Raw genomic sequence first — 25,792 nt, 5'->3', positions numbered from 1 at the left:
AAAAATTGCTCATTTTTACTTAAGGAGTCATACAGCAGCACTTAAATCAAAAACCAGCCCAGAGAAGGGCTGGTCAGGAGAGGATGTTAGAACTGATAGGTAATGCCCGTTGCGACGATGTTATCGGTGCGAATATCTACGGCACGGGTAAAGTCGCTTTCATCGATCAGGTTGATTTTATAATCAACATAGGTCGACATATTTTTGTTGAAGAAATACGTTGCACCAACGTCGATATACTCAATCATGTCCTGATCGCCGTAACGCCCCAGATCTCTGCCTTTTGATTTCAGGTAAGCGAGTGATGGGCGCAAGCCGAAGTCGAATTGATATTGGGCCACCACTTCGAAACTTTGTGCTTTGTTAGAGATATAACCATCACCATAGGTGGTCATGTTTAATGTTTCAGCGTAATTAGCTGCAAAGTAAATGTTGTTGGCATCATATTTTATACCTGTTGCCCACAGTTCTGCATTCTTACCGGAGGCATTGAGAGGATTAGCCGCTGCTCTTTCCTGCGCATTTGTCCGATCAGATTTGGTATACACAGCACCGATCCCAAAGCCATCATAAACATAAGTTGAGGAGATACCGAAACCGTCACCATTGGCACGCGTATAGTCAGCACCATAAAGATGAGCGTTATCAGAGCGTTCATTTTTGCCTTGATATTGTGCGGCAAAGTTCAGCCCTTCAATTAAGCCAAAGAAATCGTAGTTGCGATAGGTTGCCACACCAGTGGTACGATATGTCATGAAGACATCTTTCTGGCTCCAGGTATCGCCACCAAATTCTGGCAACATATCGGTCCATGAACCAATGTCATAACCGACACCGTAGTTACGACCATAGTCCAGAGAGCCAAATTCACTAATTTTTAAACCTGCATAGGCAAGACGGGTTTTGTTGCCGCGCGAGCCGTTGGCTTCATCGTTATAGCCTTTAAAATCATATTCCCAGTGACCAAAACCAATCATTTGATCATTGATTTGCGTTTCTCCTTTAAAACCGAGACGGGCATAAGTTTTATCACCATCGTCACGCTTATCATCAGTAAAATAACGTAGAGCGGTAACCTTGCCATAAAGGTCGAGTTTATTACCATCCTTGTTATATACTTCGGCAGCATGTGCTACGTTCGCAGCTAACAAACCAGTTACAACCACCGCAACTATTTTTAATTTCATTTAACAGTATCCTTTTAATTATCGTTAAACCTATTTTCTAAACGAATTTTAAACGGCGTCATTTACAAATGACATACTGTTTTTAAAATAGAATGGTGATTAAAAACAATGAGAATACTAGATGAAATAATATTATTTGTCGATATGTGATCGAAGTCGAAATGAGATATAAGGTGAATTACTGGTATTTGAAATTTATTTTTTATTATTGTCGTAATTTAGCGGGTTAACTGCCGGGTGCTATGACCCGACAATAATTTTATCCACGACGTGTCGCCAGCCAGCAGAGCAGGGAACCGCCGCAGACCATCAGTGCGCCTTGCCAGAATGAGAACGATAGCGGAGCACTAAGCAGTACCGCAGCAAGCGCCGACGAAAGTACGGGCGTAAAATACGAACCTACTGCCATAATGGTGACGTTGCCATGTAAAATGCCAACGTTCCACGCAGCGTAAGCAAATCCTAAGGTAAATGCCGCAGAGATGAGTTTAATCATGACGGGTGCGCTAAATACCATTTCTGGTTGTGGCGTGAGAAAATAGTAAACCCACAGACTTGCTCCTGTCAGCAGGACAAAAACGGTTATTCCATTAAATCCGCGTGCGTATTTATTCGTTACTGTACAATAAGCTGCCCAGATAAAAGCGCCAATGAACGCCAGGAAATAACTTAATGGACTGGTGGTAATATTATTGATGATTTCATCATAGTGTAACCCATTGTCACCGCCTAACACCCAACAGACACCGACCAGGGCTAATAATAATCCAGGTACAATCAGCCAGTTGGTTTTCTGACCATTAAACAGAATGGCAAAGAGAATTGTCAGACTGGGCCATAGATAGTTCACCATACCTACTTCAATCGCCTGATGACGGCTCGCCGCATACCCTAAGGAAAGCGCCAGACAGATTTCATAGCTGACGAATAACAGACTCCCGGCGAGCAAATAGCCTTTCGGGATCTGCCGAATTCGCGGAAATCCAACCGTGAAGATTAACAGCAGCCCGCTTAATGAATAGATAGCAGCTGCGCCGCCGACCGGGCCGAGCCCCTCACTGACACCGCGAATCAATCCTACCATTGTGCTCCACAGGACGATCGCTATTAGCCCTATGAGCGTTGCTTTTTGTCGTGTCATGCTCGCTGTTTTGTCTCTCTTGCCGTTAAAAATTAAGCTGAATTTTATAGCATTTTTTTAACTGGCCTGTCAGGCAGTGGTGCGTTTTTCTACCGCTATTGAGGTAGGTCAATTTGCGCAGGCGGATTATTTTGTGGCAAACAGCTGTTCTTTTTGATTTCGCGCAAAAAGATTCAGAATTTTACTGTTAGTTTCCTCGCGCAGTAATACCCCTGAAAAAAGAGGAAAGCAATGGACGTCAGTCGCAGACAATTTTTTAAAATCTGCGCGGGCGGTATGGCGGGAACAACAGTCGCGGCATTGGGTTTTGCCCCGAAGCAAGCACTGGCTCAGGCGCGAAACTACAAATTATTACGCGCGAAAGAGATCCGTAACACTTGTACATACTGTTCCGTAGGTTGCGGGCTATTGATGTATAGCCTGGGTGATGGCGCGAAAAACGCCAGAGAAGCGATTTATCACATTGAAGGTGACCCGGATCATCCGGTAAGCCGTGGTGCGCTGTGCCCGAAAGGGGCCGGATTGCTGGATTACGTGAACAGCGAAAACCGTCTGCGCTACCCGGAATATCGTGCGCCAGGTTCTGACAAATGGCAGCGCATTAGCTGGGAAAAAGCATTCTCCCGCATTGCGAAGCTGATGAAGGCAGACCGTGACGCTAACTTTATTGAAAAGAATGAGCAGGGCGTAACGGTAAACCGTTGGCTTTCTACCGGTATGCTGTGTGCTTCCGGTGCCAGCAACGAAACCGGGATGCTGACACAGAAATTTGCCCGCTCCCTCGGGATGCTGGCGGTAGACAACCAGGCGCGCGTCTGACACGGACCAACGGTAGCAAGTCTTGCTCCAACATTTGGTCGCGGTGCGATGACCAACCACTGGGTGGATATCAAAAACGCTAACGTCGTAATGGTGATGGGCGGTAACGCTGCTGAAGCGCATCCCGTCGGTTTTCGCTGGGCGATGGAAGCGAAAAACAACAACGATGCAACCTTGATCGTTGTCGATCCCCGTTTTACGCGTACCGCTTCTGTGGCGGATATCTACGCACCTATTCGTTCCGGTACGGACATTACGTTCCTGTCTGGCGTTTTGCGCTACCTGATCGAAAACAACAAGATCAACGCCGAATACGTTAAGCATTACACCAACGCCAGCCTGCTGGTGCGTGATGATTTTGCGTTCGAAGACGGTCTGTTCAGCGGTTACGACGCTGAAAAACGTCAGTACGATAAGTCGTCCTGGAACTATCAGTTCGATGAAAACGGCTATGCGAAACGCGATGAAACACTGACTCATCCGCGCTGTGTGTGGAACTTGCTGAAAGCGCACGTTTCCCGTTACACGCCGGACGTAGTAGAAAACATCTGCGGTACGCCAAAAGCTGACTTCCTGAAAGTGTGTGAAGTGCTGGCCTCCACCAGCGCGCCGGATCGCACAACCACCTTCCTGTACGCACTGGGCTGGACCCAACACACCGTGGGTGCGCAGAACATCCGTACTATGGCGATGATCCAGTTGCTGCTCGGTAACATGGGTATGGCCGGTGGCGGCGTGAACGCATTGCGTGGTCACTCCAACATTCAGGGCCTGACTGACTTAGGTCTGCTCTCTACCAGCCTGCCGGGTTATCTGACGCTGCCGTCAGAAAAACAGGTTGATTTGCAGTCGTATCTGGAAGCGAACACGCCGAAAGCGACGCTGGCTGATCAGGTGAACTACTGGAGCAACTATCCGAAGTTCTTCGTTAGCCTGATGAAATCTTTCTACGGCGATGCCGCACAGAAAGAGAATAACTGGGGCTACGACTGGCTGCCGAAGTGGGACCAGACCTACGACGTCATCAAGTATTTCAACATGATGGACGAAGGCAAAGTCACTGGTTATTTCTGCCAGGGCTTTAACCCGGTTGCGTCCTTCCCGGACAAAAACAAAGTGGTGAGCTGCCTGAGCAAGCTGAAGTACATGGTGGTTATCGATCCGCTGGTGACTGAAACCTCTACTTTCTGGCAGAACCACGGCGAGTCGAACGATGTCGATCCGGCGTCTATTCAGACAGAGGTATTCCGTCTGCCTTCGACCTGCTTTGCTGAGGAAGATGGTTCTATCGCTAACTCCGGTCGCTGGTTGCAGTGGCACTGGAAAGGTCAGGACGCGCCAGGCGAAGCACGTAACGACGGCGAAATTCTGGCGGGTATCTACCATCATCTTCGCGAGTTGTACAAAGCCGAAGGTGGTAAAGGTGTAGAACCGCTGATGAAGATGAGCTGGAACTACAAGCAGCCGCACGAGCCGCAGTCTGACGAAGTGGCAAAAGAGAACAACGGCTATGCGCTGGAAGATCTCTATGACGCCAATGGCGTGCTGATTGCGAAGAAAGGTCAGTTACTGAGTAGCTTTGCGCATCTGCGTGATGACGGTACAACCGCATCTTCTTGCTGGATCTACACCGGTAGCTGGACAGAGCAGGGCAACCAGATGGCCAACCGCGATAACTCCGACCCGTCCGGTCTGGGGAATACGCTGGGATGGGCCTGGGCGTGGCCGCTCAACCGTCGCGTACTCTACAACCGTGCTTCGGCGGATATCAACGGTAAACCGTGGGATCCGAAACGGATGCTGATCCAGTGGAACGGCAGCAAGTGGACGGGTAACGATATTCCGGACTTCGGCAATGCCGCACCGGGTACACCAACCGGGCCGTTTATCATGCAGCCGGAAGGGATGGGACGCCTGTTTGCCATCAACAAAATGGCGGAAGGTCCGTTCCCGGAACACTACGAACCAATTGAAACGCCGCTGGGCACTAACCCGCTGCATCCGAACGTGGTGTCTAACCCGGTTGTTCGTCTGTATGAACAAGACGCGCTGCGGATGGGTAAAAAAGAGCAGTTCCCGTATGTGGGTACGACCTATCGTCTGACCGAGCACTTCCACACCTGGACCAAGCACGCGTTGCTCAACGCAATTGCTCAGCCGGAACAGTTTGTGGAAATCAGCGAAACGCTGGCGGCGGCGAAAGGCATTGCCAATGGCGATCGTGTCACTGTCTCCAGCAAGCGTGGCTTTATCCGCGCGGTGGCTGTGGTAACGCGCCGTCTGAAACCGCTGAATGTAAACGGTCAGCAGGTTGAAACGGTGGGTATTCCAATCCACTGGGGCTTTGAGGGTGTCGCGCGTAAAGGTTATATCGCTAACACTCTGACGCCGAATGTCGGTGATGCAAACTCGCAAACGCCGGAATATAAAGCGTTCTTAGTCAACATCGAGAAGGCGTAAGGGGGCGAACAGATGGCTATGGAAACGCAGGACATTATCAAAAGGTCCGCAACTAACTCCATCACGCCGCCTTCTCAGGTGCGTGATTACAAAGCAGAAGTCGCGAAACTTATCGACGTTTCCACCTGTATCGGCTGTAAAGCCTGTCAGGTGGCGTGTTCGGAGTGGAACGATATCCGTGATGAAGTGGGGCACTGCGTCGGGGTTTATGATAACCCCGCCGATCTGAGCGCCAAGTCCTGGACGGTGATGCGCTTTAGCGAAACCGAACAGAACGGCAAGCTGGAGTGGCTGATCCGTAAAGACGGTTGTATGCACTGTGAAGATCCGGGCTGCCTGAAGGCGTGCCCGTCTGCTGGTGCGATCATTCAGTACGCTAACGGGATTGTCGATTTCCAGTCGGAAAACTGCATCGGCTGTGGTTACTGCATTGCCGGGTGTCCGTTTAATATTCCACGCCTCAACAAAGAGGATAACCGGGTATATAAATGCACACTCTGCGTCGATCGCGTCAGCGTTGGTCAGGAACCGGCTTGTGTGAAAACTTGTCCGACCGGGGCTATCCACTTCGGCACCAAGAAGGAGATGCTGGAGCTGGCGGAACAGCGCGTGGCGAAACTGAAAGCGCGTGGTTACGAACATGCTGGCGTCTACAACCCGGAAGGGGTCGGTGGTACGCACGTCATGTACGTGCTGCATCACGCCGATCAGCCGGAGCTGTATCACGGTCTGCCGAAAGATCCGAAGATCGATACATCGGTAAATCTGTGGAAAGGCGCGTTGAAACCGCTGGCAGCGGCTGGCTTTATCGCCACTTTTGCCGGGTTAATTTTCCACTACATCGGTATTGGCCCGAATAAGGAAGTGGACGATGACGAGGAGGATCATCATGAGTAAGTCGAAAATGATTGTGCGCACCAAGTTTATTGATCGCGCCTGTCACTGGACCGTGGTGATTTGCTTCTTCCTGGTGGCGCTGTCCGGGATTTCGTTCTTCTTCCCGACGCTGCAATGGCTGACGCAAACCTTCGGTACGCCGCAGATGGGACGCATTTTGCACCCGTTCTTCGGCATTGCGATTTTCGTCGCGCTGATGTTTATGTTTGTGCGTTTTGTGCATCACAACATCCCGGATAAGAAAGATATTCCGTGGCTGTTGAACATTGTCGAAGTATTAAAAGGCAATGAACACAAAGTGGCGGATGTTGGTAAGTACAACGCCGGGCAAAAGATGATGTTCTGGTCGATCATGAGCATGATTTTCGTGCTGCTGGTGACCGGGGTGATTATCTGGCGTCCGTACTTTGCGCAGTACTTCCCGATACAGGTTGTCCGTTATAGCCTGTTGATTCACGCGGCTGCGGGTATCATCCTGATCCACGCCATCCTGATTCATATGTATATGGCATTCTGGGTGAAAGGGTCGATTAAAGGGATGATCGAAGGGAAGGTGAGCCGTCGTTGGGCGAAGAAACACCATCCACGCTGGTATCGTGAAATCGAGAAGGCAGAAGCGAAAAAAGAGAGTGAAGAAGGGATATAATCTCTTTTGAACTTTAAGCTGAAAATGGCGCTGTAAAAGGCGCCATTTTCATATTGTAGACAACATAGGCTTTATTCATGCCGGATGCGGCGTGAACGCCTTATCCGGCCTACAAACCGTTCAAATCCAATAGATTGCAGTGAACGTGTAGGTCAGATAAGCGTAGCGCATCAGGCAATGTTGCGTTTGCCATCAGTTTCAAATGGCGCTTTATAAGGTGCCATTTTTTTATTGCGTAACCAGACGGCGTAATCGCGACACATCTACCGTTTTTTCTGCCTCTGCCAGACTCCAGGCGTTTTGTAGATTCAGCCACATTTGCGGCGAACTGCCGATCACCACGGAAAGTTTAATCGCCATTTCTGGCGTCAACGCGGCTTTTCCGGTCAGCAATCGGCTTGCCGTTGAGGGCGCAATTTCCATTGCTCTGGCAAACTCGCGCAGGCTGACATTAAGTTCGTCCAGTGATTCCTGAATAATGTCCCCCGGGCGGGGATGATTGGCCATTTTCATCAGTGATAGTCCTCGTAATCCAGTATGTATGCATCGCCATTGACGAATTCAAATGTGATTCGCCAGTTGCCCGAGACAGATATCGCCCAAATTCCATCACGATCGCCGCTTAACGGGTGTAGTCGGTAACCGGGCATATCGAGATCAGCAAGACAGCTTGCTGCATCAATCACAGCGAGTCGGTGGCGTAATCGTTTGATTTGCGTCGGTATAACGCCGGAGGTTTTGCCGAGAAGAAACAAGTCACGCAATCCCTTGTGTCTGAAATTCATTATCATCTCTTCATCCTTGTTCCTTCGAAAGGAACACTATCACTGTTGTTCCGTGCAGCGCAACAAATTTCGCTACGTTTTCGTGAATTGTGAGAGGAAAGATGGGGGAGGAAAAGAAGAAGAGTGAAATTGCGGAAAGCGTCTCGCAAAACAGGCTGCGACTCAAACATGGCAGTCGCAGCAAAGGCCTCTTAGCGACGGAAATCAATCACCATACGGCCACGGATTTTGCCTTCTTCCATCTCAGTAAAGATGGTGTTGATGTCCGCTAACGGACGCAGGGCAACTTTTGGCACCACTTTACCTTCGGCGGCAAACTGGAAGGCTTCGGTGAGATCCTGGCGCGTGCCGACCAGCGAACCGACCACTTCAATACCATCCAGCACCAGCCGTGGGATGTCCAGGCTCATAGACTCCGGCGGCAGACCGACAGCCACAACACGACCGCCTGCACGAACGGCATCGACCGCTGAGTTAAACGCAGCTTTAGCTACCGCTGTCACCACCGCTGCGTGAGCGCCACCGGTTTTTTCCTGCACAATTTTGGCGGCGTCTTCGGTGCGTGAGTTAATCGCTAAATCTGCACCCATTTCGGTTGCCAGTTTCAACTGCTCATCATTGACATCAATGGCGATCACTTTGGCGTTAAAGACATTCTTCGCGTATTGCAGGGCGAGGTTGCCCAGACCGCCAAGACCGTAGATAGCAATCCACTGTCCTGGACGAATTTTTGACAGTTTTACTGCTTTGTAGGTGGTGACACCCGCGCAGGTAATGCTGCTAGCCGCCGCCGAGTCCAGGCCATCGGGCACTTTTACCGCGTAATCGGCGACCACGATGCATTCTTCAGCCATGCCGCCATCAACGCTGTATCCGGCATTTTTTACTGAACGGCAGAGCGTTTCGTTACCGCTGTTACAGTATTCGCAATGACCGCAACCTTCGTAAAACCACGCCACGCTGGCGCGATCGCCTGGTTTTAATGAGGTAACGCCGGGGCCAACTTCTGCCACCACACCGATGCCTTCATGGCCCAGAATCACGCCGGTTTTATCACCAAAATCGCCATTCTTAACATGAAGATCGGTATGACATACGCCACAACACTCCATTTTCAGCAGGGCTTCGCCATGTTTCAGTGAGCGCAGTGTTTTATCCGTAACGTCTACATGATGATCCTTCGTAACAACTGCAGCCTTCATAGTTTCCTCCTTTTCGGATGATGTTCTGCATAGCAGGTGAGGCAAATGAGATTTATTCGCCACTACCCAGTATGGATGAGATCTGAAAAAGGAAGAGGAAAATTGCCCGGTAGCAGTCACTACCGGGCGCAGGCTTAGATAGATGTACGGCGGTAGTCGCGGTATTCGGCTTGCCAGAAGTTATCATCAATGGCCTGTTGCAGAGCTTCGGCAGACGTTTTCACCGCCACGCCTTGCTGCTGCGCCATTTTGCCAACCGCAAACGCAATTGCGCGGGACACTTTCTGAATATCTTTCAGTTCCGGCAGTACCAGACCTTCGCCGTTCAGTACCAGCGGCGAATACTGAGCAAGCGTTTCGCTTGCCGACATCAGCATCTCATCGGTGATACGTGACGCGCCGGAAGCAATAACGCCCAGCCCGATGCCCGGGAAAATAAAGGCGTTGTTACACTGGGCGATGGGGTAGATTTTATCTTTCCATACCACCGGATTAAACGGACTGCCGGTGGCGACCAGCGCGTTACCTTCGGTCCAGGCGATAATGTCCTGCGGTGTGGCTTCCACACGTGAAGTCGGGTTAGACAGCGGCATCACGATCGGACGCGGGCAGTGTTTGTGCATCTCACGGATGATCTCTTCCGTAAACAGCCCGGTCTGTCCTGAGACGCCAATCAGAATATCCGGTTTGACATTGCGCACCACATCAAGCAGTGACAGCACATCGCTGTCAGTATCCCAGTCACTGAGATTTTCGCGCTTCTGCACCAGTTTAGTCTGGAAAGGCAGCAGATTCGGCATCTTGTCGGTGAGCAGACCAAAGCGATCGACCATAAAGACTTTCTGCCGCGCCGCTTCTTCACTTAATCCTTCTCGCTGGGTCTGGGCGATGATCATCTCAGCAATGCCGCATCCTGCTGAACCTGCGCCGAGGAAGACGATTTTTTTCTCGCTTAACTGACCGCCCGCCGCACGGCTGGCTGCGATCAGTGTGCCGACTGTTACCGCCGCGGTGCCCTGAATATCATCGTTAAAAGAACAAATTTCATTGCGATAGCGGTTAAGTAACGGCATCGCATTTTTTTGTGCGAAGTCTTCAAACTGCAACAGCACGTCCGGCCAGCGTTGTTTCACAGCCTGGATAAATTCATCCACGAATTCATAGTATTCGTCGTCAGTGATACGTGGATTACGCCAGCCCATATACAGCGGATCGTTAAGCAACTGCTGGTTGTTCGTCCCGACATCCAGTACCACCGGCAGTGTATACGCCGGGCTTATGCCACCGCAGGCGGTATAGAGCGACAGTTTACCGATCGGAATACCCATCCCACCGATGCCCTGGTCACCAAGCCCCAGAATACGTTCGCCGTCCGTCACCACAATCACTTTAATATTATGGTTCGGTACGTTTTGCAGAATATCGTCCATATTGTGGCGGTTCTGGTATGAGATAAACACGCCGCGGGAACGACGGTAGATCTCAGAAAAACGCTCACAGGCTGCGCCGACGGTTGGGGTGTAAATAACGGGCATCATCTCATCAAGATGATTGTTTACCAGACGGTAGAAGAGGGTTTCGTTAGTGTCCTGGATGTTACGCAGGTAGATGTGCTTGTCGATTTCGGTTTTGAATCCCTGATACTGGATCCATGCGCGTTCCGCTTGTTCTTCGATGGTTTCGACCACTTCCGGCAGTAACCCCAGCAGGTTGAAGTTACGGCGTTCTTCCATGCTGAAGGCGCTGCCTTTATTCAACAACGGAAATTCCAGCAGTACAGGGCCAGCGTAAGGAATATAAAGCGAACGCTGTTTTTTTGTTTTTGGTTCCATGTCACTCACTCTTTTTTGAATATCCATCCCTGGGGTGCTTTTATCGTCTTTGCTTTACCGCCAGGGCATCGGCTCCAAGTATAAAGCAGTTAAAAACAAAAACACCATTGCGCAGGCAATGGTGTTTAATCGTCATTGAGGACTGATTGTTAAAGATTACTTTTCAGCGGGACGTTTTCTGCCGGTTGGGTTATTTACCACGCTGGATTTATCACCTTCGGTAACTATTTTGCGCTGGTTAGAAATTTTATGGTCCAGTCCAAGAATATGACGTGCCTGACGGTTCGATTTCATTTTAACTCCTCAATCCTGTTGCTAGTTTTAAGGACAACATCGCCGTAGCGAAGAAACACGTGCTAAACCCCTAAATTAGGTTGCCGATCAAGCATAGCACCTTAAAGCGTAGGGTGCTGGCCACTGACCACATAATTGATCGTTTGTTGGTAGATATCACTGAGGATGTCGTTATCAGAAGCTTCCACCCATTTGGTCAGCTCCATGAGAATGTCATCTTCAGTGACAACACCGTGTTCTGCCCGAAGGCCTTGCTCAATGGCATTAACCAGAGCGGGTTCTGCTGTTGAATTTTCTGCCTGATAATAAGTAAACATAGTGATTCTCCGTGTCTGTGTATTTATGGTGTCTGCTACGGATCGCAGATTTATAAAGCACATTCAGCATGGCAAATATTTGCCGCTTCGTTGTTAAGATTAGTCCTGGTTGATGATTTTTATATTTTAACTCCATGATATTAATGGGAATATTATTGGTGTGAGTTGATTGATATTGATGCAATATCTCTTGAGTTATATATTCCCGGTTATCTATTGTGGGAATTTTATTTAAGTACATAGATAATATTTTCGCCGGATTCTATTCGGAATATCCTGCTTAACCTCATACTGTTTCTCACGTAGTCTATAATTTCCTTTTTAAGCCCACAGGAGAGCAACAATGACAATCCATAAGAAAGGTCAGGCACACTGGGAAGGCGATATCAAACGCGGGAAGGGAACCGTATCCACCGAGAGCGGCGTGCTGAACCAACAGCCGTATGGATTTAATACGCGTTTTGAAGGCGAAAAAGGAACTAACCCTGAAGAACTAATTGGCGCGGCGCATGCAGCATGTTTCTCAATGGCACTTTCATTAATGCTGGGGGAAGCGGGATTCACGCCATCATCGATTGATACCACCGCCGATGTGTCGCTGGATAAAGTGGATGCCGGGTTTGCGATTACTAAAATCGCCCTGAAGAGCGAAGTTGCGGTGCCGGGTATTGATGCCTCTACCTTTGACGGCATTATCCAGAAAGCAAAAGCAGGATGCCCGGTTTCTCAGGTACTGAAAGCGGAAATTACGCTTGATTACCAGTTGAAATCATAAAGCGTTGCCGTATGACGCGTCAGGCGCGTGATTGCCTGATGCGTTGTTAGCGTCTCTACAGCGCCCGCCAGCACCGTATCTCACGTCCGTCCTCCCTTATTGTTAATGATTGCCGGACTTCACATCCGTGGGTTGCCAGGGGGCAACGTTCGCGGAAAAAACAGCCCGGCGGCAGCGTGCGGTTTCCTGGTAGTTCCGTTTTACGCAATGCCCATTCTTCCTCCAGCGGTTTATCAATGGCGGGGAGGGAATCCAGCAATAATCGGGTGTATGGATGTGCCGGAGCTGTCAGCACCTGTTGCGCGTCTCCTAGTTCCACAATCTGTCCGAGATACATCACCGCCACCCGATCGCTCATATGACGTATCACCGAGACATTGTGTGAAATCAGCACATAAGTCAGCCCGCGATTTTCCTGTAGCGTTACCAGTAAATTGAGGATCTGCGCCTGGACGGAGATATCCAGCGCCGAGGTGGGCTCATCAAGCACAATCACGTCAGGCTGCGAAGAGAGTGCTCTGGCAATGGCGATACGTTGCCGCTGCCCGCCTGAGAACGCATGAGGCAAGCGGTCGAGATACTCCGGACGAATACCCACCTGCACAGCCAGCTCCTCTGCCAACGCTCGCCGCTGTTGTTCACTACTACGCTTAGCAATCCAGAGCGGTTCCGTGATGATGCGCCACACCGGTAAGCGCGGATTAAGCGAAGAGAGCGGGTCCTGAAACACCATCTGCATAATGCGTTGTGATCCTGAACGGATGTACTGCCCGTGGCTCGGTTGCAGCATACCCATTAAAAGCTGTGCGAGGGTGCTTTTGCCGCAGCCTGACTCACCGACGATCCCTAAGGTTTCACCACGACTGATCTGTAAATCAATACCATTGATGGCATGAACATGTTCCGTAGTTTTACCAAGCCAGTTTTTTCGGGCCGGGAAATTGATATGGACGTCGCGTAACGTTAATAACGTGTCAGACACTAATGACCTCCTGCTGAGGATACCAACAGGCGCAGCGGTGGTTGTTGTCACCACACGCTGTCAGCGCCGGGACGTTTTCACACTGTGTACCTGCCGCATAGCAACGATCGCGAAAAGCGCAGCCGTCAGGCAAATGGGTGAGGTTTGGTACCGTCCCTGGAATGGCGGGTAATGGCTGGCGTGGTATTCCATGTTCCGGTGCGCATTGCAGCAAACCAATGGTATACGGATGCCGGGGATGATGGATAACGTCTGCCGTCATACCGCTCTCGATCACGCTTCCGGCATACATCACGTAAACGCTATCGCACAGTTGCGACACCACGGCCATATCATGGCTGATGAACAGTACCGCAGTTCCACTGGCGCGGGCTTTATGTTTAAGCAGACGCAGTACCTGCAACTGTACCGTGACGTCCAGCGCCGTAGTCGGTTCGTCGGCAATAATCAATTGCGGCTCGCAGGAGAATGCCAGCGCAATCATTACCCGCTGGCGCATACCACCTGAAAGCTCAAACGGATAGCGCGACATAACTTCCACGGCATCCGGGATTTGCATCTCTTCCAGCAGGGCAATCGCTTTAGCTCTGGCTTCCCGACGACTTATTGGTTGATGATGCCGGATCACGTCCATCATCTGAAGACCTATTCGACGTGTCGGATTTAGGGCGGTCATCGGTTCCTGAAAGATCATCGCCACTCGTGCGCCGCGCCATTGACGAAGCTGTTTTTCCCGAGCGTTAAGAGCATCTTCTCCCAGCAGTGAAATATGTCCCCGATGTACGCAATAACTGCCCGTCGGTAACAGACGCATAATCAACATTGCAGTGACTGATTTACCCGAGCCGGATTCTCCCACCAGACCGACAATTTCACCGCGGTTGATTTTCAATGACACATTGTTGAGCGCGTGAACGTCGCCGTTAAAACCGGAGAAACTCAAATGCAGCTGTTGAATGTCCAGAACGGGTTGGGTCATGACTGCTTTCCTCCTGCTTTCGGGTCAAGCAGATCGCGAATACCATCACCAAAGAGATTGAACCCGACGGCGGTAAGCAAAATCGCTGCCCCCGGAAATGCGCAATACCACCATTGATCGAGCACATAGTTGCGACCATTCGCCACCATCGCCCCCCATTCAGCACTCGGTTGTTGAGCACCCAGGCCAATAAATCCCAACGTGGCGGCCATTAAAATCGCGCTACCAATATCCAGCGATGCCTGCACAATCAGCGGCGGCAGGGAGTTACGTAAAATATGCCAGTTGATCAGATGCCAGCGTGACGCACCAAAGGTTTTCGCCGCCTGAACGTAAGTGTACTGGCGGACAACTAATGTTTGCCCCCGCGCCAGGCGCACATAAAACGGGATTCGCACGATAGCAATCGCCAGCATGGCGTTAAACAAACTCGGTCCAAGTGCGGCAGCCAGCGCCATTGTCAGCACCAGCGAAGGAATCGACAGCATAATGTCCATGATGCGCATGATGATCGCGTCTGCGCGTCCGCCAAGCACACCGGATAGACACCCGAGTAGCGAACCCATCATACCCGCAATGGCGACCACCACTAATCCGGCGAGAATTGATTGCTGACTGCCGACCAGTACGCGGCTAAACAGATCGCGTCCCACTTCATCGGTGCCAAACCAGTGCGCCGCAGAAGGCGGCAAAAGGCGGGCAGTTAAATCAATGGCGTTGGGATCATGCGTCACCAGCCACGGTGAAAAAATCATCATCAATAGCATTAATACAATGATGACTGCGCCGGTCACGGTGAGCGGGCTGCCTTTCAGCATCCATACCAGTTTTGCACCGTTAAATCGCGTTTGTTTTGGTGGGCGTACGACGGACGTTTCCTCGCTTAGCATCATTCATCACCTCCACGTCCGATACGCGGATCAATCCACAAATAGAGCAAATCCACCACCAGGTTGACCAGCACATAAGCAAATGAAACCACGACGGCAAAGCCCATCACTGCCGGGAAGTCGAGCGCCTGTATTGATGTTACTACCCATGCACCCATTCCGGGCCAGGCAAAAACGGTTTCGGTGAGTACGGCGCCATACAACAAATCGCCCAGCGCCAGCCCCAATACGGTAATCGAGGGGATCAACGCATTGGGTAGCGCATAACATAAAACGATATACCAGCCGGGCAAGCCGCTGGCCCGGGCGGTACGAATGTAGTCTTCACTCAATTGTTCCAGCATAGCTGAGCGGATCTGGCGAGCGACAATCCCCAGGTGAACGAACGCCAGCGTTAATGCCGGTAAGATGAGATGTTGCAGCGCATTGAAGAAGACTTCACCGTTGCCTTCAAGCAGCGCATCGAGCAGATAAAAGCCGGTAACGTGCGTTGGTGGATCCAGCCAGTCATCAAGCCTTCCGCCGCCGGGAAGAATTTGCAGATGGCCATAAAACAGCACAATGACGCCCAGCCCAAGCCAGAACGCAGGTGTGGAGATTCCGGTAATGGCCATTATTCGCACCAGATGATCCAGCCAGCGATTTCGCCAGACTGCAGAGAGTATGCCCAGCGGGATACCAACCAGGAGTGCCAGCAGCAGGGCGCAAAATGCCAGTTCCAGCGTCGCCGGGAAAAATATGCGCAACTCTTCCAACAACGGACGCCCGGTACGAATGGATGTTCCCAGGTCACCCTGAAACAGGTCGCTGACGTAGCGGTAAAACTGTACGTACAGTGGCTGGTCCAGTCCCAGTTGCTGGCGAATATTATCCACGATAGCATCGCTGGCGCGGTCACCCGCCAGTAACCGCGCCGGATCGCCGGGGATCAGGTGCGAGATAATAAACGTAATCACGCAGACGCCCGCCACCACGAGCACCAGCCCCCAGCAGCGTTGGCGTAAAATACTCCAGAAGGTCACGTTATTTACTCATGGTATTGATATTGAAGACCTGTTCCAGCATGGGATTGAACACAAAGCCTTTCACCTCTTTGTTCATCGCCAGTTGGTAGTTTTTCTGGAACAGGTACACATAAGCAGCGTCATCAATGACGATTTTCTGTGCCTGCTGGTAGTCCCGGGTACGCTGCGTCTGGTCGGTGGTCGCTAGCGCATTGCGCAGTAACTTATCGACCTCACTGTTTTCATAGAACGAGCGGTTACCCGGCAGACCTTTTTTGTCTGACTCAAACCAGTAATTCATAAACATATACGGGTCGGCAAAATCCGGACTCCAGTTGCCAATCGCGATGTCGTAATCACCTTTACCCACTCTGTCGCGCATGGTGGCGTTCGCCAGCTTTTCCAGCTTCACATTGATGCCCAGCTTGTTGAGGCTGGATTGTGTTGCCAGAGCAATAGGTTCCCAGTTCGGGTCGTTATCGGAGTAGAGAAACGTCAGGCTGGTGGGTTTGCTCGTCACTTTATCCCATTCGGCTTTGGCTTTCGTTTCGTCATGGTTGTATTGCATTGCCGTCGCATCGTATCCCCACATGCCTTCCGGAATCGGGCCGCGCATTTGTTTTCCGTTACCACTCAGAATGCCGTTAACCATACCCTGATAATCGGTAGACCAGGAAATGGCCCGACGCAGATCCGCCTGATTAAGTGGCGCTTTGCTGTTATTGAGATACAGATAGGTGACGCGCAGTGACGGATACTCTGCCACGTTGACTTTGTTTTCCTGCTTCAGGGCGTTGAGTTGATCCACCGGCAGCGCATCGGCAATGTCAATGTCGCCACGGGAGAGCTGCAGGCGACGGGAGGCACTTTCACCGATAATTTTTACCGATACCCGTTTGAAGTTCGGTTTATTGCCGGGGTAATGCGGATTTGGCACCAGAACTAATTGCTGACCTTTTTGCCAGCTTTTCAGCATAAACGGTCCGGAGCCAGCGGTATTTTGCGCGAGGAAACCACGGGCATCATCGGCCGCATGTTCTTTTAAGACCGCCGGATTGATAATGGATGCACCGTCATTCGCCAGCGTGTAGAGGAACGGTGCGAATGGCTGGCTAAGGGTAAACCTCACCGTATGTTCGTCGGGAGCATCAATCTTTAAATCTTTGGGAAATGCTTCTGCTGGCCCCTGACCGATTTTTAGTAACCGCTCAAAAGAGAGTTTTACTGCTTCGGCAGTGACGGGTGTGCCATCGGCAAATTTAGCATTGTCCTTCAGGGTGAACGTCCACTCTTTTTGATCGTCAGACGCTTTCCAGCTACTCGCCAGATCGCCTTCAACGTCGGTTGAGCCTTTATCACCGTCCGTTTTGTACTGAACCAGTCGCTGATAAGACGGGTAGGTCACTGTCCAGTCGTTATTATCAATTGTCACCGCCGGGTCGAGGGTTTGTGGGTCGGCAGCTTTACCGATCACCAGCATATCTTTCGGTACGGCGGCGTGCGCAACCGGCATTGTTGTGGCAAGGACGATCGCGAGCAATGTAGGACGAAACGAAATCGATCTCTTCATGACAGTTTCCTGATTAACTGGCGTGCTGTGTGCCAGGGGATATAAAACAGGTGAATTGATCAGCGAGTAGTGGGTAACTTGCTGCCAGGGGTAATTCGAAGTGCCACCATTCGCTCGGGATACCGACAAAGCCACCGCCAGTCATAATCGCATTCAGCAACAGCCGATTGCGCTGAGCGGCGGGCGGGACAGAAGGATGGTAAGCATGGGAACGTTCGTGCATTTCATCGAACTCTGCGCCCATATCGAGGATGTTCCCGTGCTCATCACGAAGCGTCAGGTCGATCGCGGTGCCACGGCTGTGATTAGAACCGACCGTCACATCAACAACATATTGCGGGTCTGGGCAGGTTTGCCACAACATCGCCTGTGCTTGTTGTGGGCGATACGCATCGTAAATCACCAGTTGTAAACCTGACAGCTGGGCGATACTGATACTTTTCGCCAGCGCGGTAATCGCATCCTTGTGTAACAGACAACGCGCTTGCTGATAAATAGCTTTACCCGTGATGTTATCAGCGCAGGCGTATTTCAATTCGATCTCCAGATCAGGGAAGATCACGGCTAAATCAACCAGTTCGGTGGTATCCGACATAAACGGTTCCTGTATAAGACAAAAATTGCTGCGCTTTCCGCTTATGCAGATCTCATGCCATGCCGGGATAAGCGCCAGAATGCTGGCTTAAAGTTATATTTTTTAACTTTTGATCAACATTTGTGCAGCGTAGTGCAGTTTTGGTGCAAGAGGGGAAGTTAAGGAAGGAATCTCCCGGAATCGTAGCTGAAATCACAGTATTTAAGTGACAGTGTCACGTTAAATGAAAACCCGCGAGTGCGGGCGAGAGGGATTTGTCAGATTTTCAGCGGTAACACGCTACTCATCCAGCCTGGAATTTCTTCGGCGGGCAGGGGCCGGGAAAAGAAATATCCCTGAATAACGCGACAGTGGATCTTGCGTAGCATCTCAAATTGCTCTTTGGTTTCGACGCCTTCCGCTACGACGGTTAAATTGAGGCTTTGCCCAATGCTGGTAATAGCTTCAAGTAAGGCAAGGATGCGTTTTTCCGTCAGACAACGATCAACAAAACTTTTGTCAATTTTGATTTCCGTTACCGGAAGACTGACTAAGCGGGATAACCCGGAAAAACCCGTGCCAAAATCATCTACCGATAAACCCACGCCCATATCGCGCAGGATCTGGATGCGCTTAAAAATTTCCGTATCGTGTTCCATCATCATGCTTTCGGTGATTTCCACCGTTAGCTGGTGGCCGTCAATGCCCCAGACTTGCATTACATCAGACACCTGATTAGGCAGCTGATTACTGCGGAAGTGCAGCGCAGACAAGTTAACGGATAACGCTGGAATATGAATATTCTGGCTACGCCATTCTGCTAACTGACGGCAAGCTTCCGCGATGACCCAGCGCCCAATATTTTCGATTTCGCCAATCTCTTCTGCGAGAGGAATAAACCGTGAAGGGGGCACATGACCATGCAGAGGATCGTGCCAGCGAGCAAGGGCTTCGATACCATACAGTTCACCCGTTTCTGCGAAGATTTGCGGTTGGTAAACCAGTTTCAGTTGGTTATTGCTAATCGCTTCTTTCAGCGCTGCGCCTAATATCAATCGTTCTTTCACCATTTCGTTCATCACCGGGCTGAAGAACTGCCAGCCGTTACCGCCATTCTTGCGAATATAATCCATCGCGTTATGGGCAGTGGAGAGCAGGTAATCGCGGTTTTTACCCACGTCGTAGCTGATGCCAATGCTCAAGGTGAGCGGGAATGGTTTATCGTCAATCATTATCGGCTTGCTGACCACATTCCGTAGCTCATCGGCGATTTGGGTAATGTTACTGACGTCGTTTTCCAGGCTCACTAGGACAAACTGCGTACCTTCGATACGACAGAGATACTGATCCGGTTTGAGTTTTTCACGAAAGCGATTGACCACTTCCAGCAATGCCTGATCGGCCCACGCATAGCCAAGGCTATCAATCACATCCTGAATATGGTCAACACCGATGAGATAGACCACCGGAGAGACGGCTTTGTCGACCAGGTCATCGAGGTAATTGTGCAGGTTATTGCGATTTGGCAGACCGGTCATCGGATCAAATTGGATGAGTTGTTCAATATGCTGACGGCTTTTTTCCTGTTCCAGCGCCAGCGCGGCCATATGCTGGCTGATATCTGCCACGCGTTCGATAAAGGCGCTGGTTTCTGCTCCTGACGAGGTTTTAATTTGCAGGATCCCCGCCGGTGCGCCATCACGCTGACGAATGGTCGCTGACCAGCTTTGCGCATTTTGAACTTCTGTACCGTGCGAAGATGACGCCCAGTGTATCGGCATCCCGTTGCGCAGCGCGAACAGCGAAACATGCGATTCGTTGAGAACAGATTCGATGTTACGACAAATGATTTCCCCCATTTCATGAAATGGCGGGCTGCTGCACATGGCGGCGAGAATATTGCCTTCAAGCTGGCGGATTTGCCGTTCTTCGGTGATATCCGAGAAAGTCATTACCAGGTTCTGCAGATGCGCGAGCACATCATAGACCGGGCTGATAGAGGCTTTAATCCAGATTTTTTCACCGGTGCGCGTCAACAGCAGAAATTCATCCTGATCGCGGGCGGTTTTCCATAGCAACTGTTGTAAACGAATGCGGTTATCGGCAGGGAATTCAGGAATGTTCAGGAGTGTATCGGGCTGCATACCGCTGGCTTCGCTAATGCAGTAACCAAACATTTCGGTAAATGCGCGATTGCACTGCACAATATGGCGTTCCGGATCGAGGACAATCACCGGTCGGTCGAGATGGTCAACGGCAATAATCAATTGTCGGGTCTGTTCTTTTTGCGCCATTTCTACGCTGGCATCCCGTACCAGCGCCAGGTAATAAATTTTACCCTCGGCGCTCACTTTCGATAGCGCAAAACGGGTCCAGATTTTACTGCCGTCTTTTTTCTCCAGCTGCAGCTCCCGACTCATCCCCTCGACGCGCGCTTTACCGCCTTCACGGTTGTGACGGATATATTCAGGATGCGCAGGACGCAAATCCCGCGGAATCAGCATATCAATGTTATTGCCAATGACTTCTTCACGTTTGTATCCCCAGAGCTTCTCTGCGGCGGGGTTGAAAAACATCACTTCATCATTTTCGTTAATTAACACCGCGCCCATCATATTTTGCTCAAGGGCGGGGAAAAAAATGCCATCGGCGGCATTATCCGCATCGGTTAGCTTCATGATTACCTCTGCATCCTGGCGCATCTAAAGACTGGCTTTCCAGAGTTCAACACGGTTTCTACCTCGTCTTTTGGCGATATACAGAGCTTCATCGGCTATTTGAATGAGGCGCTCATAGTCAGGATGACCATTAAACATGGCGGCACCGATGGAAAGTGAGAGGGCAATATCTTCGCCGTTTGCGGCTTTCAGTTTGGTTTTCTCCACCCGACTGCGAATACGTTCTGCGGTACGTAACGTTTCGTTTTCCGAAGCTTCAGTTAAAACAATGATAAATTCATCTCCCCCGTAACGAAAAACATAATCACTACTGCGGACGTTGTCGTAAAAGGCCTGAGAAACTTTACGCAAAATTTCATCACCGGTGTTATGGCCCCACGTATCGTTGATCTCTTTGAATTTATCAACGTCAATAATCAGCACTGACAGGGGGGGGCCGGTCCGGTTGGCATGGGCAATTTCGCGTTTAAAGATGGTCGGCAGGAAGCGGCGGTTAAGTAATTTTGTCAGTACATCCATACCCACTTCGTGGCGAGATACTTCTTCAAATAATTCACGCAGCAAGGTAATAATTTGCGATACGGTATTTCTTATCTGTAATAAAAATCTCACCCGCAGAGTTTTGTTGCTCAAATTTTTTGCATTACGCATGGTTTGATTAAAAATACCGTCGAAATCCTGAATCAGGCGGGAGATATGACCCACTTCGGCAATGCCGCTAAAATAATGTCGACCTTTATGGTTAAACCACAGGCCAAAATCAGCCTGGCTTAAAGGCAAACTACTGCCTAAATCAGAATCCAGCAGAACTTTATAGATAATGTCAATTTCCCATGAAAGGATTGAGGCTATTTGGCGTTCTTTTTCTTCTTCGGCGTTTTCCAGTAACGAGAAGATACGATAGTTTTCATCTTCTTTTGAGGCACTACTGTCACTAAAGGTAAACGCGCGGGTCATGACTTCCATCGCGATATCAATACTGTTAATCGAGAAATGGTAGACCTGAAGTTTTTCTGCGGCAGAATAATCCGAAGAGAAAATCACCGGATAGAGGATTTTTTTCAGCACCCGAAACCCCATCTCGACAATTTCTACTGGAATGCCGATGCGGGCATGCACTTCTGCGACGGTATGCTGGATTTGTATTAGCCTTTCAACATCGTCAACCTGGGCAGAAAGCACATTAATAATCCAGCGTTCCATCGCACTTTTCAGCTGCCGCTCAACTTGTTCATTACTCAAGAATTCTTCGGCATGCGGGTCAATACGGACAATCCGATAAAACTCAATGCTCAGGTAATGGGCATGCGCAACGGCAATTTCCGCGGCTTTGGCACGAATGAGCGGATCTGCCTGTTCGACAAGTCCGGTCCACTCATCTTTCATTCTTTTAAAATACATCTCCATAATTCACACCCTTATAAGGCTGAGAAAGCAGACGGAATCAAAAACGAAACGCAACGTGCGAGATCGACTAACTGCACATATTCTCCTGAAATATGAAGATATACTGAAAACAAATAAGCGACTTAGGACAGTTTCAATCTACGCTACTGTTCTTCAGAAGAGTATAGCCCATCGTAATTATTTTTCGGAAACAGCGAATACCGTAGGGTTTTCATATTCATACATTTTTATTAGGGGTTTTATGGCTATTAAACTAAGAGTGGTTAATTGCGTGGTTAATTTGGCTTAAATAAGCATGATTATTAGTGGGATATTTCAAGAGGATAACAAGCCGGTGAGTAAAGCACCGGCCATGTTACAAGTTTAACTGCCCCAACGACTTTGCAAATAGCTGACCGCTTGTTGAGTCTGAGGTTTGTTCAGATAGTCCTCACGGAACAAGATTGTGCCGCTGATTTCTGGTACAGCATCGTTAAGATCGAGCTGCTTTTTCAGTTCCGGTACGCCACCGTTAATCATCCAGTCTGGTTCTATCTTTGAAGGTTCACCCACTTTATAGAAGGCGATACCGATATACAGGCGGGTCCTGGTCGGTTTAACGACATCCGCCCACCATTTTGCCAAAACGTCATAACGTGCGGCACTCCGTGAGAACGGCCAGTAAATTTGGGGAGCAATGTAATCCAGCAATCCTTGTTCCACCCATCGACGGGTGTCAGCATAGGATTCGTCATAGGCTGCCGCGCCTCGGGTATCGGAACCGAGCGGATCGTGTGATCGGTTACGCCACACGCCTGCCGGGCTAACGCCAAATTCGACTTCCGGCTTAATGCTTTTAATGGTGTGCGATACCTTAGCAATTAACTGCTGAGTATTGTTGCGCCGCCAGTCTGCTTTTGACGCAAATGCGCCTCCGTATTTGCGGTACGTTTCGTTATCATTTAGCCGTGAAGCTGGTGACTCAGTATAGAAATAGTCGTCAAACTGCACGCCATCTACCGGATAGCGGGAAACCACTTCCGCGACTATTGATGTGATCCAGTCCTGAACCTCAGGAATACCAGGGTCGAGGACAAAGCGATCGCCGGACGTTCTGATCCAGTCGCGGTGTTCCACATAGACGCTGGCTGGTTGTTGAGACAGGGTGCTATTCAGTTCCCTGATAGTACCAGGCTTTGTATTAACCGATACGCGGTAAGGGTTAAACCAGGCGTGTACTTTCATCCCACGCTTGTGGGCTTCGTCGAGCATAAATTGCAGCGGATCGTAACCTGGATTTTCACCAATCTTTCCGGTCATAAGATCGGACCACGGCAAAATTTTCGATGGCCACAGGGCGGTACCGTCCGGCTTGACCTGGAAAAAGACCGTGTTTATGCCGAGACGTTGCAGATGATCCAGTTTGTCGATCATCGCCTGTTGTTGTACACGTGCCCGGCTGGTGGGGTTACTAATGTTAACCGAGGAAACCGGTGGCCAGTCGAGGCGAGACACTGTGGCCAGCCAGATGCCACGCATCGGTTGTGACGATTGTTGCGTCGTAGCTGGTGGCTTCGAACCTGTTGGTGGTGTCACCATTGACTCTGGGGGCGTGCTTTTGCAACTACACAGTAAAAGTGCCAGTGCAACCAGTACCGCTGGTCTTCTAATCGCTAATTTCTCGTTTCGGGAGCAGATATCCATATATGCTGGTTTCCGGTAAACAGATGTGCGCTCATTCTCGTACTTATCCCGGTTAAGTCAATACGACAGCGAGCACGAAAAAGGGAGCGATGAATTATCGCTCCCTTGTCTTATAACCATTCAGACATGGTTAGTGTTTCTTGTCATTCATCACAATATAGTGTGGTGAACGTGCACGCGGGTGCAGGAAGAAGTGACCTTTCGGAGCGTTCTGGCTGTTGATTGGTTCCAGAGATACGCCGGTATTCGCTTTGCCTTTACGATCATGAACAGCATAGAGAATAAAGGGCAGGGCAAGTACCACCAGGAAACTAACGACCAGTAATTCAACATACATATCGGTAGAGTCACCCTGGATGTTATCCGGCGGCAGGAAGGAAACAATAAACGCCATAATTGAAGTCAGCAGACCGACAATTGCCACGACCAGTTTCACCCCTTTACCACCAGGGATATTAAATGTGCGTTTTAAGTCAGGATGTTTAAGAACCAACACAATGTAGCCAATAAACAGCATGAAATAAGCACACAGATAAATCACCACCGTCAGCGCCAGGGCGATCAGGAAGGACATATTGTTACCGCCACCAGTATTGGTGAGGATGATCAACGCGATAGTAGTAATCACCAGCTGCGAAATAACCAGCGTTACCGGTACGCCATTTTTGTTCATTTTAGCGAACGCCGCTGGCAGCAGGTTTTTCTGCGCGGTGACATACATCCCGCGAGAAGGGCCAACAATCCAGGAAGCGATCTCCGCCAGAACACCCAGCAACAGCAAAGCGGAAATTACGCGAACCGTCCACTCAATTTCCGGTGCCACATGTGACATCAGAACGGTAAAGGTTTGCATTACACCTGCGGAGAGGTTGATTTCATTACCCGGAATGACCATCGCAATAGACAAACCGCCAACAGAGCTTAAGCAGATTGCCGCCACCATCAGCAGTAACATAGCCAACGGATAGTCGCGCCCGGGATTGCGCATTTCATTGACGTGGGTTGCGGAAGCTTCAACGCCCATATAACTCAAAATGAAGGCAACAAATACAACCAGGGTGCCCACTTTAGAGAAGTCAGGGAAGAAGGTTTTCGCATCCATTTCGATAGCAACGGGAGCACCGGAGTGCAGATAAATAGCTGCTAATGCGATCAAAATAAATGCAGGTAACAGGATACCGGCGAAGAAGCCAACTTTAGCAATTCGCGCCGTGTATTTCGTGCCACCAAACTGCGTTAATGCCAGCGCCCAAAGAATGATGAGTGCTGCAATAGTTTTGGTAATGGGGTCTTCATTCAACGCTGGCCATTTCAAAATGTAGGAGAGTGCCCCTAACACGAAATAGAGCATTGGAATAAAACCGATGGCGATTTGCAGATAGCCAAATGAGATCGCTGCAAACCCCCATCTCGGCCCCAGAGTATTTGATACCCAGGCGAAGACACCACCTTCTTCCCAGCCGTCGACGGTGGCCATTTCCGCAGCACAAAGCCCCACGGGAATAAACCATAAAATCCCGCCTAAAAGCAGGAAGAAGACTAATGAAAAGCCCGATGTTGCGAAGGTAGGGTATTCATAAACAGCCATTACCATCGACGCCGTTATGGCAAAGAATCCGAGTAATGTGAGCTGTTTAGCTTTACCTGTCTGTACTGATGTAGCCATATTA

General features: G+C 50.0%; 22 protein-coding genes. 4 read left to right on the top strand and 18 right to left on the bottom strand.

The features are described 5' to 3' along the window. Positions 1–86 precede the first annotated feature (86 nt). Positions 87–1,187, bottom strand: coding sequence for a porin OmpC (ompC, locus tag FQ015_RS04780; protein ID WP_032184219.1), 1,101 nt, complete (start codon positions 1,185–1,187; stop codon positions 87–89). Between the two features lie 259 nt (positions 1,188–1,446). Then, on the bottom strand, positions 1,447–2,328 hold the full coding sequence (gene yddG / locus FQ015_RS04775; RefSeq protein WP_072039648.1) for an aromatic amino acid efflux DMT transporter YddG: 882 nt from the start codon (positions 2,326–2,328) through the stop codon (positions 1,447–1,449). Positions 2,329–2,559: 231 nt separating this feature from the next. On the opposite strand from yddG, the gene fdnG reads away from it, so the two are divergent. The 3 genes from fdnG to fdnI are packed head-to-tail and all read left to right on the top strand — an operon-like array spanning position 2,560 to position 7,150. Next, positions 2,560–5,607 carry a formate dehydrogenase-N subunit alpha gene (fdnG, locus tag FQ015_RS04770; RefSeq protein WP_148936353.1) on the top strand — a complete coding sequence of 1,016 codons (3,048 nt, stop codon included), beginning with the start codon at positions 2,560–2,562 and terminating at the stop codon, positions 5,605–5,607. 12 nt (positions 5,608–5,619) lie between these two features. Further along, positions 5,620–6,504, top strand: coding sequence for a formate dehydrogenase N subunit beta (gene fdnH, locus FQ015_RS04765; protein ID WP_001240580.1), 885 nt, complete (start codon positions 5,620–5,622; stop codon positions 6,502–6,504). Continuing rightward, complete coding sequence (gene fdnI, locus FQ015_RS04760) at positions 6,497–7,150, top strand: formate dehydrogenase-N subunit gamma (RefSeq protein WP_000045646.1); 654 nt, start codon at positions 6,497–6,499, stop codon at positions 7,148–7,150. The genes fdnH and fdnI overlap by 8 nt, the downstream gene beginning before the upstream one ends. A gap of 228 nt (positions 7,151–7,378) precedes the next feature. Here fdnI and FQ015_RS04755 read toward each other — a convergent pair whose 3' ends face one another. The 6 genes from FQ015_RS04755 to bdm all read right to left on the bottom strand — a co-directional run bounded on the left by FQ015_RS04755 (position 7,379) and on the right by bdm (position 11,580). Beyond that, on the bottom strand, positions 7,379–7,663 hold the full coding sequence (locus FQ015_RS04755; protein ID WP_000781370.1) for a HigA family addiction module antitoxin: 285 nt from the start codon (positions 7,661–7,663) through the stop codon (positions 7,379–7,381). After that, on the bottom strand, positions 7,663–7,941 hold the full coding sequence (locus FQ015_RS04750) for a type II toxin-antitoxin system RelE/ParE family toxin (RefSeq protein ID WP_032303016.1): 279 nt from the start codon (positions 7,939–7,941) through the stop codon (positions 7,663–7,665). Before FQ015_RS04750 ends, FQ015_RS04755 begins: the two co-directional genes overlap by 1 nt. Before the next feature lie 185 nt (positions 7,942–8,126). Then, positions 8,127–9,137: an alcohol dehydrogenase AdhP gene (gene adhP / locus FQ015_RS04745; protein WP_000642407.1), complete on the bottom strand. Its 1,011-nt coding sequence runs from the start codon at positions 9,135–9,137 to the stop codon at positions 8,127–8,129. A gap of 134 nt (positions 9,138–9,271) precedes the next feature. Continuing rightward, a complete protein-coding gene (gene maeA, locus FQ015_RS04740; RefSeq protein ID WP_000433464.1) occupies positions 9,272–10,969 on the bottom strand; it encodes a malate dehydrogenase in 1,698 nt (565 codons plus the stop codon). Between the two features lie 156 nt (positions 10,970–11,125). Beyond that, positions 11,126–11,263: a stationary-phase-induced ribosome-associated protein gene (gene sra, locus FQ015_RS04735; RefSeq protein WP_000841554.1), complete on the bottom strand. Its 138-nt coding sequence runs from the start codon at positions 11,261–11,263 to the stop codon at positions 11,126–11,128. 101 nt (positions 11,264–11,364) lie between these two features. Then, positions 11,365–11,580, bottom strand: coding sequence for a biofilm-dependent modulation protein (gene bdm / locus FQ015_RS04730; protein WP_000495766.1), 216 nt, complete (start codon positions 11,578–11,580; stop codon positions 11,365–11,367). Between the two features lie 343 nt (positions 11,581–11,923). Between bdm and osmC the strand changes: the two genes are divergently transcribed. Further along, positions 11,924–12,355 (top strand): peroxiredoxin OsmC, encoded by a 432-nt coding sequence (gene osmC / locus FQ015_RS04725; RefSeq protein ID WP_000152299.1) that lies wholly within the window; start codon positions 11,924–11,926, stop codon positions 12,353–12,355. A 55-nt stretch (positions 12,356–12,410) separates the two neighbouring features. On the opposite strand, the gene FQ015_RS04720 is transcribed toward osmC, so the two are convergent. The 10 genes from FQ015_RS04720 to gadC form a co-directional block, all read right to left on the bottom strand. Next, positions 12,411–13,337: an oligopeptide/dipeptide ABC transporter ATP-binding protein gene (locus FQ015_RS04720; protein ID WP_160523771.1), complete on the bottom strand. Its 927-nt coding sequence runs from the start codon at positions 13,335–13,337 to the stop codon at positions 12,411–12,413. Beyond that, complete coding sequence (locus tag FQ015_RS04715; protein WP_032184224.1) at positions 13,330–14,316, bottom strand: ABC transporter ATP-binding protein; 987 nt, start codon at positions 14,314–14,316, stop codon at positions 13,330–13,332. Before FQ015_RS04715 ends, FQ015_RS04720 begins: the two co-directional genes overlap by 8 nt. Beyond that, positions 14,313–15,209, bottom strand: a complete 897-nt coding sequence (gene ddpC / locus FQ015_RS04710) for a D,D-dipeptide ABC transporter permease (protein WP_105279167.1) — start codon at positions 15,207–15,209, stop codon at positions 14,313–14,315. Before ddpC ends, FQ015_RS04715 begins: the two co-directional genes overlap by 4 nt. After that, positions 15,206–16,228 carry an ABC transporter permease subunit gene (locus FQ015_RS04705; protein ID WP_160523770.1) on the bottom strand — a complete coding sequence of 341 codons (1,023 nt, stop codon included), beginning with the start codon at positions 16,226–16,228 and terminating at the stop codon, positions 15,206–15,208. Before FQ015_RS04705 ends, ddpC begins: the two co-directional genes overlap by 4 nt. A gap of 1 nt (position 16,229) precedes the next feature. After that, a complete protein-coding gene (locus FQ015_RS04700) occupies positions 16,230–17,780 on the bottom strand; it encodes an ABC transporter substrate-binding protein (RefSeq protein ID WP_000830536.1) in 1,551 nt (516 codons plus the stop codon). A gap of 13 nt (positions 17,781–17,793) precedes the next feature. Then, positions 17,794–18,375, bottom strand: a complete 582-nt coding sequence (gene ddpX / locus FQ015_RS04695; RefSeq protein ID WP_039021789.1) for a D-alanyl-D-alanine dipeptidase — start codon at positions 18,373–18,375, stop codon at positions 17,794–17,796. A gap of 257 nt (positions 18,376–18,632) precedes the next feature. After that, a complete protein-coding gene (dosP, locus tag FQ015_RS04690) occupies positions 18,633–21,032 on the bottom strand; it encodes an oxygen-sensing cyclic-di-GMP phosphodiesterase DosP (RefSeq protein ID WP_160523769.1) in 2,400 nt (799 codons plus the stop codon). Positions 21,033–21,056: 24 nt separating this feature from the next. Then, complete coding sequence (gene dosC / locus FQ015_RS04685) at positions 21,057–22,439, bottom strand: diguanylate cyclase DosC (RefSeq protein WP_160523768.1); 1,383 nt, start codon at positions 22,437–22,439, stop codon at positions 21,057–21,059. Positions 22,440–22,802: 363 nt separating this feature from the next. Beyond that, positions 22,803–24,122 (bottom strand): family 10 glycosylhydrolase, encoded by a 1,320-nt coding sequence (locus FQ015_RS04680; RefSeq protein WP_160523767.1) that lies wholly within the window; start codon positions 24,120–24,122, stop codon positions 22,803–22,805. Between the two features lie 130 nt (positions 24,123–24,252). Next, positions 24,253–25,788, bottom strand: coding sequence for an acid resistance gamma-aminobutyrate antiporter GadC (gene gadC, locus FQ015_RS04675; RefSeq protein WP_000246007.1), 1,536 nt, complete (start codon positions 25,786–25,788; stop codon positions 24,253–24,255). Between the last annotated feature and the right edge of the window lie 4 nt (positions 25,789–25,792).

The organism is Escherichia sp. HH26CH (genome assembly GCF_009820205.1).
GTDB classification, from domain to species: Bacteria; Pseudomonadota; Gammaproteobacteria; order Enterobacterales; family Enterobacteriaceae; genus Escherichia; species Escherichia coli_F.
Note: the sequence above shows the minus strand (reverse complement) of the source record. Positions and strands in the feature narration are given on the sequence as shown.

Coding starts and splice junctions, on each gene's coding strand:
- ompC (WP_032184219.1), bottom strand. CDS start 1,187: ATGAAATTAAAAATAGTTGCGGTGGTTGTAACTGGTTTGTTAGCTGCG.
- yddG (WP_072039648.1), bottom strand. CDS start 2,328: ATGACACGACAAAAAGCAACGCTCATAGGGCTAATAGCGATCGTCCTG.
- fdnH (WP_001240580.1), top strand. CDS start 5,620: ATGGCTATGGAAACGCAGGACATTATCAAAAGGTCCGCAACTAACTCC.
- fdnI (WP_000045646.1), top strand. CDS start 6,497: ATGAGTAAGTCGAAAATGATTGTGCGCACCAAGTTTATTGATCGCGCC.
- FQ015_RS04755 (WP_000781370.1), bottom strand. CDS start 7,663: ATGAAAATGGCCAATCATCCCCGCCCGGGGGACATTATTCAGGAATCA.
- FQ015_RS04750 (WP_032303016.1), bottom strand. CDS start 7,941: ATGATAATGAATTTCAGACACAAGGGATTGCGTGACTTGTTTCTTCTC.
- adhP (WP_000642407.1), bottom strand. CDS start 9,137: ATGAAGGCTGCAGTTGTTACGAAGGATCATCATGTAGACGTTACGGAT.
- maeA (WP_000433464.1), bottom strand. CDS start 10,969: ATGGAACCAAAAACAAAAAAACAGCGTTCGCTTTATATTCCTTACGCT.
- sra (WP_000841554.1), bottom strand. CDS start 11,263: ATGAAATCGAACCGTCAGGCACGTCATATTCTTGGACTGGACCATAAA.
- bdm (WP_000495766.1), bottom strand. CDS start 11,580: ATGTTTACTTATTATCAGGCAGAAAATTCAACAGCAGAACCCGCTCTG.
- osmC (WP_000152299.1), top strand. CDS start 11,924: ATGACAATCCATAAGAAAGGTCAGGCACACTGGGAAGGCGATATCAAA.
- FQ015_RS04715 (WP_032184224.1), bottom strand. CDS start 14,316: ATGACCCAACCCGTTCTGGACATTCAACAGCTGCATTTGAGTTTCTCC.
- ddpC (WP_105279167.1), bottom strand. CDS start 15,209: ATGATGCTAAGCGAGGAAACGTCCGTCGTACGCCCACCAAAACAAACG.
- FQ015_RS04700 (WP_000830536.1), bottom strand. CDS start 17,780: ATGAAGAGATCGATTTCGTTTCGTCCTACATTGCTCGCGATCGTCCTT.
- ddpX (WP_039021789.1), bottom strand. CDS start 18,375: ATGTCGGATACCACCGAACTGGTTGATTTAGCCGTGATCTTCCCTGAT.
- dosP (WP_160523769.1), bottom strand. CDS start 21,032: ATGAAGCTAACCGATGCGGATAATGCCGCCGATGGCATTTTTTTCCCC.
- dosC (WP_160523768.1), bottom strand. CDS start 22,439: ATGGAGATGTATTTTAAAAGAATGAAAGATGAGTGGACCGGACTTGTC.
- FQ015_RS04680 (WP_160523767.1), bottom strand. CDS start 24,122: ATGGATATCTGCTCCCGAAACGAGAAATTAGCGATTAGAAGACCAGCG.
- gadC (WP_000246007.1), bottom strand. CDS start 25,788: ATGGCTACATCAGTACAGACAGGTAAAGCTAAACAGCTCACATTACTC.